The organism is Pseudomonas marvdashtae (assembly GCF_014268655.2).
Taxonomy (GTDB): domain Bacteria; phylum Pseudomonadota; class Gammaproteobacteria; order Pseudomonadales; family Pseudomonadaceae; genus Aquipseudomonas; species Aquipseudomonas marvdashtae.
Map to the genome: position 1 here is coordinate 672,349 of NZ_JABWQX020000001.1, position 11,074 is coordinate 683,422.

The following is an 11,074-nucleotide window of genomic DNA, read 5'->3' on the forward strand; positions in this document are numbered from 1 at the left end:
ATACTCATTCCATCACTGATCTGGCCAAGGAGTTATCCCATGAACGTATTTGTTACCGGCGCCGCCGGTTTTATCGGCGGTTCCATTGCCACTGGTCTCGTGCGGGCCGGGCATCGCGTCACCGGCCTGGTGCGCACCGCCGAACAGGCCAACGAACTGATCGCCTTGGGCATCGAGCCGGTGATCGGCACCCTCGACGACAGCACGCTACTGGCCGAACAGGCCCGTGCCGCGGATGCGGTGATCAACGCCGCCAGCAGCGACCACCGTGGCGCGGTCGAAGCGTTGGTCGAGGCGCTCAAAGGCTCGAACAAAGCGCTGTTGCACACCAGCGGTTCGAGCATCGTCGGCGATGCATCGGGCGGTCGCGCCAGCAATGACATCTACTACGAAAACAACCTGCCGCAACCCACCGTCGACAAGGCGGCGCGAGTCGCGATCGACAACCTGATCCTCGACGCCGCGAAGGATGGCGTGAATTCGGCGGTCATCTGTAACACGCTGATCTACGGCCACAGCCTGGGTGTCAAGCGTGACAGCGTGCAACTGCCGCGCCTGCTCAAACAGGCACGCAAAAGCGCAGTGGTGCGGCATGTCGGTCCGGGGCAGAACATCTGGTCTAACGTGCACATCGAGGACGTGGTCGAGCTGTACAAGCTGGCGCTGACTCGCAATGTGCCCGGCACGTTCTATTTCGTCGAAAGCGGCGAAGCTTCTTTCATCGAAATGACCACTGCGATGGCCCGGGCGCTGGACCTTGGCGAACCGCAAGACTGGCCGCTGGCCGACGCCGAGGCTGAGTGGGGCTACGAAATGGCCAATTACGGCCTGGGCTCCAACAGCCGCGTGCGCGGCAAGAATGCTCGTGAACTGTTGGGCTGGACGCCGAAGCGGACGTCAGTGGTGGCGTGGATTCTTGAAGAGATGGTATGAATCCAGACCCGATCGACAGGGGCGAAGGTGACGTTGTGGCGAGGGAATAAAACCCCTCGCCACAAGTGTGTTCAGCCAAGCTATTCGCCGGTCATCAGTCGTGATGCACACCCGCGCGCTTGAGCATCTGCTTGCAACGCTCCGACAGATGAAATACCCGCAAGTGCTTGCCAGCTTTGCTGTAGCGCTCACGCAAGGTCTTCAGCGCGGCGATGGCCGAGTAATCGACGAAGCTCAGATGACGGCAATCCAGGGTCACCAGGTCCGGGTCGTTGGCCGGGTCGAACTGGTTGAGGAACGGCGTCGTCGAGGCGAAGAACAGCGTGCCGTGCAAGCGATAGAGTTTGCTGCCGTCTGCTTCCAGGTGCGCGTCGGCGTAAAGCTCCCGAGCTTGTTGCCAGGCGAAATTGAGCGCCGCGATGACGATCCCGCACAGTACGGCCATCGCCAGGTCGGTGAACACGGTGATGGTCGTGACCGCAACGATCACCAGCACATCATTCTTTGGCACTTTGTTGATCACCCGCAGTGAGGCCCAGGCGAAGGTCTGTTGCGACACCACGAACATCACCCCCACCAGCGCGGCCAACGGAATGCGCTCGATCAATGGCGACAGGAACAGCACGAACAGCAACACCATCACCCCGGCCACGACGCCGGATAACCGGCCGCGACCGCCAGAGCTGAGGTTGATCACGGTCTGGCCGATCATCGCGCAACCGCCCATCCCACCGAACAAACCGGACGCCAGGTTTGCCGCACCCAACGCCACGCACTCACGGTCCGGGTAACCACGGCTTTGAGTGATTTCGTCGGTCAGGTTCAGGGTCAGCAGCGTTTCCAGCAGGCCGACCATGGCCATCACCACGGCATAGGGCGCGATGATTTGCAGGGTTTCCAGGTTCCAGGGAATGTCCGGCAAGGCGAAGGCCGGCAAGCCGCCGGCGATGTGCGCCATGTCGCCCAACGTGCGGGTCGGCAGGCCGAGCAAGTAGACCGCCAGGCCAACGCCGAGGATCGCCACCAGGGCCGGCGGCACGCTGCGGGTCAGGCGCGGCAGCAGGTAGACAATGGCCATCGTCAGCGCCACGAGACCCGCCATCAGGTACAGCGCAGTACCGCTCAGCCAACTTCCGTCGCTTTTGAAATGCTCCAATTGAGCCAGGGCGATGACGATGGCGAGGCCGTTGACGAACCCGAGCATCACCGGGTGCGGGACCATGCGCACCAGCTTGCCCAATCGCAACAGTCCGAACGCCATCATGATCAGCCCGCCCAACAGGATCGTGGCCAGCAAGTATTGCGCGCCGTGTTGCACCACCAGCGCGACGATCACCACCGCCATCGACCCCGCTGCGCCCGACACCATGCCGGGCCGTCCGCCGAACAGGGCGGTCAGCGTGCAGATGATAAACGCGCCATACAGCCCCATCAGCGGATTGAGGTGGGCCACCAAGGCGAAGGCGATGCATTCGGGCAGCAAGGCGAAAGAAGTGGTGAGGCCGGCAAGGGCGTCGGCGCGAAGACGAGCTGGTTTCATGGTTTACCTGACTGGGCGCCGGTTGAGAATCGGCTGCCGGAAGTGGTGCAGAAAAACAGGGGGCGATGGTACGGAATTGAGGGGCGGTCGGCCAGCCATCTGCGGCGAAGGGCGATGAAAGTCTTGCGGGGAATTTTCATCCACGCCGCGTCGCGATATCCGTCAGCGACATTTCTTGTCTGCGCACGAAAATTACTTTCAAGGGGTTTGAAGAATCGTCGTCGAAATGATTTATGAGTTTCACAACACATCGACGTGACCCCATTCGAGGAGTAACGCATGGCACCTGCTTTCGGTTATTGGCTGTTGGTCTACGCGGCCATCGCGATCATTGCGTTGATCGTCCTGATTGCCCGCTATCGGTTGAATCCCTTCATCGTGATTACCCTGGTTTCCATCGGCCTGGCGTTGCTGGCCGGGATGCCGCCGTCCAGTGTCGTCGGCGCCTACGAGGCGGGTGTCGGCAAGACGTTAGGGCACATCGCCTTGGTGGTCGCATTGGGCACGATGCTCGGCAAGATGATGGCCGAGTCCGGCGGAGCGGAGCGGATGGCGCAGACGTTGATCGAGCGCTTCGGCGAGCGTAACGCTCACTGGGCAATGGTCTGCATCGCGTTCCTGGTGGGCTTGCCATTATTTTTCGAGGTCGGCTTCGTGCTGCTGGTGCCCATCGCCTTTACCATCGCCCGGCGTGTCGGTGTGTCGATCCTGATGGTGGGGCTGCCGATGGTCGCCGGGCTCTCGGTGGTTCATGCGCTGGTGCCGCCGCATCCGGCGGCGATGCTGGCGGTGCAGGCGTTCCAGGCCTCGGTGGGGCAGACCTTGCTGTACGCGATCCTGATCGGCATCCCCACCGCGATCATCGCAGGTCCCCTGTACGCCAAATTTATCGTGCCACGTATCCAACTGCCGGCGGATAACCCGCTGGAGCGGCAATTTCTTGAGCGCGAGCCTCGAGCCAACCTGCCAGGGTTTGGCCTGACCCTGGGCACGATTTTGCTGCCGGTGGTCCTGATGCTGATCGGCGGCTGGGCTAACCTGATCTCCACGCCGGGCAGCGGCTTCAACCAGTTTTTGCTGTTCATCGGCAACTCGGTGATCGCCTTGCTGCTAGCGACGATCCTGAGCTTCTGGACCCTGGGCCTGGCCCAGGGCTTCAACCGCGAATCGATCCTTAAATTCACCAACGAATGCCTGGCGCCGACGGCCAGTATCACCTTGCTGGTGGGTGCGGGCGGTGGTTTGAACCGGATCCTGGTGGACGCCGGGGTGACCCAGCAAATCGTTGGCCTGGCCCAGGAGTTCCAATTATCGCCGCTGGTCATGGGCTGGTTGTTCGCCGCGTTGATGCGCGTCGCCACGGGCTCGGCCACGGTGGCGATGACCACGGCCTCGGGCATCGTCGCCCCCGTGGCGATCGGCCTGGGTTATCCCCATCCCGAGTTGCTGGTGCTGGCGACCGGCGCTGGGTCGGTTATCTTTTCCCACGTCAACGACGGTGGCTTCTGGCTGATCAAGGAATACTTCAATATGACCGTCACCCAAACCTTCAAGACCTGGACCGTGCTCGAAACGCTGATCTCCCTCGTCGCGTTCGGCCTGACCCTCGGGCTTGCGCGCGTGCTCTGAGCGCGCCCCAACAAAGGTGCCGTCATGGATATTCTTTACCAGATCCGCTCCCGTCAGGATTCCTTCAGCGCCGGGGAAGGACGAATCGCCCGGCTGATGCTCGACGACGTCGGCTTTGCCGCCTCCGCCAGCCTGGATGAACTGGCCCAGCGTGCCGACGTCAGCAGCGCCACGCTGTCGCGTTTTGCCCGGACGGTCGGCTGCCGGGACTTGCGCGATTTGCGCCTGCAACTGGCCCAGGCCAGCGGCGTAGGCAGCCGCTTCCTCGACCCCACCGGCGCCCCCGAACAATCGGCGTTTTATGGACAGATCGTCGGCGATATCGAGTCGACCCTGCGCCAGCACTTGTCCGCGTTCGAGGAGTCACGGTTCGGCGACGCGGCGCGGATGATCGGTAAAGCGCGGATGATTCACGCGTTCGGGCTCGGTGGTTGGTCGGCGTTGTGCAGCGAAGAATTGCAGGTGCGCCTGGTGCGTTTCGGCTATCCGATTGCCGCGTGCCGCGACCCGGTGATGATGCGCATCACTGCCACTTCGTTGAGCGACCAGCATCTGGTCATTGCCTGCTCACTGACCGGTATCACCCCGGAACTGTTGGGTGCGGTCGAGTTGGCCCGCAGCTACGGCGCAGCGATCCTGGCCATCACCCGCACCGACTCGCCCTTGGCGCGCCTGGCCGATGTGTTGTTGCCGCTTCAGGGCGCCGAAACGTCCTTCATCTATAAACCGACGGCGGCGCGCTACGGCATGCTACTGGCCATCGATGTGCTCGCCACTGAACTGGCGCTGGCTCACCCCGAAGACAATCAAGAGCGTCTGCGGCGGGTCAAGCTCGCCCTGGACGACTACCGCGGCGGCGATGACGATTTGCCGCTGGGAGACTGACATGCAATACGACACGCTTATCCGCAACGCCCTGGTGATCGATGGCACTGACAGGCCCGGCTACAACGCCGACGTGGCGATCCATGCCGGTCGCATCGCGCGCATTGGCGATCTGCGCGATGCCCGGGCGACTGAGGAAATCGACGCCGCCGGCCGTGTGCTGGCGCCGGGGTTCATCGACGTGCACACCCACGACGACACGGTGGTGATACGCCAGCCGCAAATGCTGCCCAAACTCAGCCAGGGCGTGACCACGGTGATTGTCGGCAATTGCGGGATCAGCGCCTCGCCGGTCAGCCTGCGCGGCGATCCGCCGGACCCGATGAACCTGCTGGGCACCGCCAGTGCGTTCGCCTACCCGCGCTTCGGTGATTATCGTTCGGCGGTGGAGGCCGCCGCTCCGGCGGTCAACGTGGCAGCGCTGGTCGGGCACACGGCCTTGCGCAGTAATCACCTGGACGATCTGCTGCGCACCGCCAGCGCGGGAGAAATCGCCGCCATGCGTGAGCAGTTGCGCGAAAGCCTGGAGGACGGTGCGCTGGGGCTGTCCACCGGCCTGGCCTACGCCAACGCGTTTTGCGCATCCACCGATGAAGTCATGCAACTGAGCGAAGAATTGGCCGCGTTCGGTGCGGTCTACACCACCCATTTGCGCAGCGAGTTCGAGCCGGTGTTGGAAGCCATGGACGAGGCGTTCCAGATAGGCCGTCACGCACGCAGCCCAGTGATCATTTCCCACCTCAAATGCGCGGGCGCGGGAAATTGGGGTCGTAGTCCACAGGTGCTCGCCGCCCTGGAAAATGCCGCGAAGAACCATCCAGTCGGCTGCGACTGCTATCCCTACGCGGCGAGCTCGTCCACCTTGGACCTCAAGCAAGTGACCGATGCCCATCGCATCACCATCACCTGGTCGACGCCACATCCGCACATGAGCGGTCGGGATCTGACGGACATTGCCGCCGAATGGGACGTGCCGCTGATGGAAGCGGCGCGCCGCCTGCAACCGGCCGGCGCGGTTTACTACGGCATGGACGAAAGCGACGTAAGACGAATCCTTGCACACCCGTTGTCCATGGTCGGCTCCGACGGTCTGCCCGAAGACCCGTTTCCCCATCCGCGCTTGTGGGGAGCTTTCCCACGGGTGCTCGGACATTTCAGTCGAGATATCGGGCTTTTTCCATTGCACACGGCCGTGCACAAAATGACCGGGCTTTCAGCGGCGCGCTTCGGCTTGAAGGGCCGTGGTGAAGTTCGTGAAGGACATTGGGCGGACCTGGTGTTGTTCAATCCCCAGACCATTCGCGACGTTGCCGACTTCAACGAACCGCAAAGGGCCGCCGAAGGCATTGATGGCGTTTGGGTCAACGGCGTCCTGAGTTACCGCGATGGGCAAGCCAATGGACAAAGGGAGGGTCGGTTCCTGGCGCGCGAAGGTGATTTGCGCCAAGGATTTTCAGCCGTTTTATAGCGATTGAAGGCAGTTAAGCGCCTGATTTTGCTTTAATTGACGCCAGGATAATGGCATTGCGACACTAAAGAAGCCGGAATCAAGGCCGAAGCATTGGGGTCAACCCATCTAAACTGGGTCTATTTCAGCCAGGGAGCAACCCATGAGCTTCGGTAAAACCACCCCAATCCTGCGGATTTTCGATGAAGCCAAGGCGTTGGCGTTCTACGTCGACTTCCTGGGCTTTACCGTCGACTGGCAACACCGCTTTGGTGACGACTTTCCGCTGTACTTGCAAGTCTCCCGTGGCGATTGCGTGCTGCACCTGTCCGAGCACCATGGCGACTGCACACCGGGCTCGGCGCTGCGGATCGAGACCGATGAGCTCGAAGCGTTCCAGCAGCAACTGCTGGACAAGCCATACCGCTACGCCCGTCCACACATCCAGGCCATGCCCTGGGGAAGCCAGGACATGACGATCAGCGATCCGTTTGGGAATCGGTTGGTGTTTACTAATGCGATCAGTGTGTAACGGCGACTGTAATCAAACCCTGAAATGGCTGACCATCTGCTGCAACTGACTTCCCAAGCGCGCCAGTTCAACACTGGACGCCGCCGTTTCTTCACTCGCGGCGGCGGTCTGTTCGGAGACGTCGCGCACATTGATGATGCTGCGGCTGATTTCCTCGGCCACGGCACTTTGCTGCTCGGCGGCGGCGGCGATCTGCTGGTTCATCGACTGGATGTTCGACACCGTGCGGGTGATGTTCTCCAGTGACACACCCGCCTTGCGCGTCAGGGCGACGCTGCTGTCGGTGAGGGTGCGGCTGTTGTTCATCACGGCGGCCACTTGCTGGGTGCCGTTCTGCAGGCCGGCTACCAGGCCTTCGATTTCCTCAGTGGATTTCTGAGTACGTTGGGCCAGGCCACGGACCTCGTCGGCAACGACGGCGAAACCACGACCGGCCTCGCCGGCGCGGGCGGCTTCGATGGCGGCGTTGAGCGCCAGCAGGTTGGTCTGTTCGGCCACGGCTTTGATCACGTCCATGACCGCGCCGATCTTGTCGCTTTCCTGTTGCAGCACGCTCATGGCGTCGGTGGAACGTTCCACTTCGCTGGCCAGGCGTTCAATCTGGGCGATGGCTTCGTTGACCACCTGATCGCCGGCACGGGCCTCGCCGTCCGCGGCGGCTGCTGCCTGGGAGGCTTCTTCGGCGTTGCGGGCGACTTCCTGGACCGTGGCGGTCATCTCATGCATGGCGGTCGCCACCTGGTCGGTCTCCACTTTCTGGCTGTTGACCCCGGCGCTGGTCTGCTCGGTGACGGCCGACAACTCTTCGGCGGCGCTGGCGATCTGGGTCACGCCATCGCGGATGCCGCTGATCAGGTCGCGCAGGGTCACGCCCATGCGGGCGATGCCTTGTTGCAGCACACCCAACTCATCGCGACGGGTGACGATGACGTTCTGCGAGAGGTCGCCACTGGCGATGCGTTCGACCACGGCCAGGGTTTCGCGCAGCGGGCGGGTGATCTGGCGGGTGATGATGACGGCGGCGATGATGCCGACCAGCAACGCCAGCAAGGTGCTGACCAGTTGCAACGTGCGGGCCTGGGCGCTTTCAGCGTCGCGACGGTCGAGCTGGATCTGGTACAGCTGTTCACTCAAGGACACGATGGTCGCGCCTTGATCGGTCATTTCCTTGCGCGCCTGCACCACATCGGCCATGGCCGATTTGAACGCCTGCACGGCGCTGCGGTATTGGACCAGGATCGCTTCCAGCTGACGCAACTCATCCTGCCGAGTGCTGGCGAAATGTTCACTGAGCGGCTTGAGCGAAGCGATGGCGGCGTCCAGTTGGGCGAACGCCTTGCGTTCGGTATCGGCCGTGCTGTTGGCGGTGTAGCCGCGCACTTCGTAGCGGGCCAGCATGAAAGCCTGCTTGGCCTGGGTGATGGCCTGGAACGGGGCGAAGCGTTCGTCGCCGACGGCCATTTGCTGCACATCGGCGTCGATCGCTTCGATCAGCTTGTAGGCCGCCTCGGCATTCGCGCCCATGGTGTCACGGGCGCTATTGCCGGTGCGGTAGGCGCCGCGCATTTTGTTCAGCGACACCTGATAGGCGCTGATGGTCGCACTCTGCTCTTTGAGCAGCTTGACGTTCTCGGGGCTCTTGAAACTGCTGAGCAGCGAATTCTGTTGCGCCACGAAACCGTCGAGGGCGGTCTGCACAGTCTGCGCAACGGTTTCGTCGCCGTTGGCCAGCATGTATTGCAGGCGGGTGACACGAAGTTTGGTCAGGCCGGCGTTGAGTTGGGTGATGTCGCTCATCCAGTTGCTGCGGTCGATCAGACCGCCCAGGCTGGTCCAACTGGTCAGGGCCAGGAGACAGGTCAGTACCAGCACCAGGCCAAAACCCAGGCCCAGTTTCATGTTGACGCTAATGTTGCCAAACCAGCTATTCATCAAATTCCTCCAGGAACGTTGTGCTGCTTGTCGTCAGTTGGCTGGAAGATTGTTGTTGTTTAGAGCCAGCAAATACGTTTAACGGGGTTGTATCGGCGGCGTGTCCTGAATCTGAAAGTTTTTTTACCCGAGGAGGAAATACAGGCAAAAAAAAGCCCGCGGGAGAGCGGGCTAAAACCTTAGTTTCTTGAATGAGCGAGGGGACTGTAACGGATCGCATGCTGGCCTTGGGTGAAGAAAAGTTCATCCGGCGCAGCTTCACGCGGTTCCGAAAGCTGCTGATAAAAGACGGACTTTGAGACGCATCCTGTGAGATGCGTCTCTTTTTTGCTTGGAAAATGTCCGCTCTCTTGAACCGAAATCGATATGCAGGGGCTGGTATGCGCGAAGCCGGTCTCCGTCGTTGGCCTGCTTGCAAGCTTGCTGTCTTTTTTGGAATCGAGGGATCGAACATGTCTTTGTCTGCCTTAGGGATGAGGTGTGCCGTTGCGTCGCTGTGTTTTCTGGCGACGAACATTGCCGTCGCAGCACCAACCCCCGGCGACACGGACTTGATCCGCGAGCGCCAGAACCGCCTGCTGGAAGAGCAACGCCGGCGTCTCGAAGAACTCAAGGACCTGCCAGGCAAGGAAGCCAAGCCGACCCAGCCGACAAAGCCTGCCGATACCCGTTGTTTTCTTATCAAGACCATCGAACTCAAAGGCGCCGACAGTCTTTCGGCCCGTGAGCGCGAGCGGTTGCTTGAACCCTATCTCGGCCAATGCCTCGGTGTGCCGCAGCTCAACGAACTGCTCAAGGTCATCACCGACCGTTACCTCGAAAAGGGCCTGGTGACCAGTCGCGCTTACTTGCCACAACAGGACCTGTCCAGCGGTCATCTGCAAGTGCTGGTGGTCGAGGGGCGGCTGGAAGGGTTGAAGGGTGACGATGGCAGCGGCCTGTCCGAGCGGGAGCTGGCGATGAGTTTTCCCGGCAAGCCCGGTGAGCTGCTCAATTTGCGGGACATTGAGCAGATGGTCGATCAACTCAACCGTCTGCCGTCCAACAATGCCCAGATGGAGCTGACGCCGGGGCAGAACATCGGCGGCAGCGAAGTGCTGGTCAAGAACACTGCGCAGAAGCCTTGGCGCGCCGGCCTGTCTCGGCACAACGACGGACAGAAAAGCACCGGCGAACAGCAATGGGGAGTCTCCCTGGATTGGGACAGCCCCTTGGGCCTGGCCGATCAACTGGCCTTGCGTGGCGGTCGCGATGCCATCAGCGATCACGACAAGACCTCTCGCAACGGCATGCTCTATTACAACGTGCCGTTTGGCTGGTGGAACCTGACCTACAGCTACAGCCAAAGCGAGTACCGGGCGCTGGCCCAGGCCAACGGTTTCAGCTTACAACAGCGCGGTGACAGCCAGAATCACCAGTTGCTCCTGGAACGCGTGATTCATCGCGACGCCGTGAGCAAGACGTCGCTCAATACGGGCCTGGCGTACCTGCGTACCAATAACTTCGTCGCCGACAGCAAGCTCACGGACAGCAGCAATCGCATCAGTGAGGCGCAGTTCGGCATCAACCATGGCCGGCGGATCGGTAGCGCCTTCGTCAACCTCGACCTGGGCATGCAGAACGGTATCGGCGCCCTCGACGCCCAGGGCGACCACGACCCGGGCCCTGGCCTGCCGGATGCGCGCTATCGCAAATACACCGCCACCCTGAGTTACTTGCAGCCCTTCATGCTGGGCGGCGAGTCCTTCAGTTTCAGCAGTCTGATGACCGGCCAGCGCAGCGAGGACGCGTTATTCAGTCCCCAGCGCATGAGCCTGGGCGGGCTGTCCTCGATTCGCGGTTACAAGGACCAGACGCTTGCCGGTGACAGCGGCGGTTACTGGCGCAACGACCTGCGCTGGAGCCGTCCGGTGACGCTGGAATGGCTGCGCCCGGTGTTCGCCGAATACGGCACCAGCCTCGGCTATGACCAGGGTGTGATTCGCGGCACCCGCTACAACGGTAGCGAGCACGGGCGCATGTCGAGCAACTCCCTAGAGTTGTTCGCCCGTGGTGAGCACCTGAGCGCCAGCGTGACCTTTGCCCATTCCCTGGAACGCCCGGATGCCCTGACCGAGCGCGAAGCGCCGATCTACTTCCGTTTGGACGTATCCATTTAATTTGCTGCAACGAGACC

9 protein-coding genes and 1 pseudogene are annotated in these 11,074 nt (G+C 61.8%); 6 read left to right on the top strand and 4 right to left on the bottom strand.

Annotated elements, in window-relative coordinates; genetic code table 11:
* The first annotated feature begins 39 nt into the window (after positions 1-39).
* The gene (locus HU742_RS03215; protein WP_186643962.1) at positions 40-933 is read left to right on the top strand and encodes an NAD-dependent epimerase/dehydratase family protein; all 894 of its coding nucleotides are present in this window, start codon (positions 40-42) and stop codon (positions 931-933) included.
* Between the two features lie 94 nt (positions 934-1,027).
* Here HU742_RS03215 and HU742_RS03220 read toward each other — a convergent pair whose 3' ends face one another.
* On the bottom strand, positions 1,028-2,473 hold the full coding sequence (locus HU742_RS03220; RefSeq protein WP_186643960.1) for a SulP family inorganic anion transporter: 1,446 nt from the start codon (positions 2,471-2,473) through the stop codon (positions 1,028-1,030).
* 279 nt (positions 2,474-2,752) lie between these two features.
* Here HU742_RS03220 and HU742_RS03225 point away from each other — a divergent pair, with 279 nt between their 5' ends.
* The 4 genes from HU742_RS03225 (at position 2,753) to HU742_RS03240 (ending at position 6,966) form a co-directional block, all read left to right on the top strand.
* Positions 2,753-4,102 (top strand): GntT/GntP/DsdX family permease, encoded by a 1,350-nt coding sequence (locus HU742_RS03225; protein ID WP_186612206.1) that lies wholly within the window; start codon positions 2,753-2,755, stop codon positions 4,100-4,102.
* 24 nt (positions 4,103-4,126) lie between these two features.
* Positions 4,127-4,987: a MurR/RpiR family transcriptional regulator gene (locus HU742_RS03230; RefSeq protein ID WP_186612205.1), complete on the top strand. Its 861-nt coding sequence runs from the start codon at positions 4,127-4,129 to the stop codon at positions 4,985-4,987.
* A 1-nt stretch (position 4,988) separates the two neighbouring features.
* The gene (locus HU742_RS03235; RefSeq protein WP_186643958.1) at positions 4,989-6,455 is read left to right on the top strand and encodes an N-acyl-D-amino-acid deacylase family protein; all 1,467 of its coding nucleotides are present in this window, start codon (positions 4,989-4,991) and stop codon (positions 6,453-6,455) included.
* A gap of 142 nt (positions 6,456-6,597) precedes the next feature.
* Positions 6,598-6,966 (top strand): glyoxalase superfamily protein, encoded by a 369-nt coding sequence (locus HU742_RS03240; RefSeq protein WP_186639446.1) that lies wholly within the window; start codon positions 6,598-6,600, stop codon positions 6,964-6,966.
* Between the two features lie 12 nt (positions 6,967-6,978).
* Here the strand turns inward: HU742_RS03240 and HU742_RS26990 are convergent, their stop codons facing one another.
* From HU742_RS26990 to HU742_RS03250, 3 genes and pseudogenes are all read right to left on the bottom strand, one after another.
* The gene (locus tag HU742_RS26990; RefSeq protein WP_437179888.1) at positions 6,979-7,842 is read right to left on the bottom strand and encodes a methyl-accepting chemotaxis protein; all 864 of its coding nucleotides are present in this window, start codon (positions 7,840-7,842) and stop codon (positions 6,979-6,981) included.
* 42 nt (positions 7,843-7,884) lie between these two features.
* A pseudogene (locus HU742_RS26995) lies at positions 7,885-8,898 on the bottom strand (methyl-accepting chemotaxis protein); the annotation flags it as partial.
* Positions 8,891-9,352 carry a hypothetical protein gene (locus tag HU742_RS03250; protein ID WP_186643955.1) on the bottom strand — a complete coding sequence of 154 codons (462 nt, stop codon included), beginning with the start codon at positions 9,350-9,352 and terminating at the stop codon, positions 8,891-8,893. The gene HU742_RS03250 and the pseudogene HU742_RS26995, both read right to left, overlap by 8 nt.
* Here HU742_RS03250 and HU742_RS03255 point away from each other — a divergent pair.
* A complete protein-coding gene (locus HU742_RS03255) occupies positions 9,351-11,057 on the top strand; it encodes a ShlB/FhaC/HecB family hemolysin secretion/activation protein (protein ID WP_186639450.1) in 1,707 nt (568 codons plus the stop codon). The two genes, HU742_RS03250 and HU742_RS03255, sit on opposite strands and share 2 nt — an antisense overlap.
* The last annotated feature ends 17 nt before the right edge of the window (positions 11,058-11,074 follow it).

Bases quoted from the DNA above. Each gene is read 5' to 3' on its own strand.
- HU742_RS03235 (WP_186643958.1), top strand. From the start codon at position 4,989: ATGCAATACGACACGCTTATCCGCAACGCCCTGGTGATCGATGGCACT.
- HU742_RS03230 (WP_186612205.1), top strand. From the start codon at position 4,127: ATGGATATTCTTTACCAGATCCGCTCCCGTCAGGATTCCTTCAGCGCC.
- HU742_RS03250 (WP_186643955.1), bottom strand. From the start codon at position 9,352: ATGTTCGATCCCTCGATTCCAAAAAAGACAGCAAGCTTGCAAGCAGGC.
- HU742_RS03215 (WP_186643962.1), top strand. From the start codon at position 40: ATGAACGTATTTGTTACCGGCGCCGCCGGTTTTATCGGCGGTTCCATT.
- HU742_RS03255 (WP_186639450.1), top strand. From the start codon at position 9,351: ATGTCTTTGTCTGCCTTAGGGATGAGGTGTGCCGTTGCGTCGCTGTGT.
- HU742_RS03220 (WP_186643960.1), bottom strand. From the start codon at position 2,473: ATGAAACCAGCTCGTCTTCGCGCCGACGCCCTTGCCGGCCTCACCACT.
- HU742_RS26990 (WP_437179888.1), bottom strand. From the start codon at position 7,842: ATGGGCGTGACCCTGCGCGACCTGATCAGCGGCATCCGCGATGGCGTG.
- HU742_RS03225 (WP_186612206.1), top strand. From the start codon at position 2,753: ATGGCACCTGCTTTCGGTTATTGGCTGTTGGTCTACGCGGCCATCGCG.
- HU742_RS03240 (WP_186639446.1), top strand. From the start codon at position 6,598: ATGAGCTTCGGTAAAACCACCCCAATCCTGCGGATTTTCGATGAAGCC.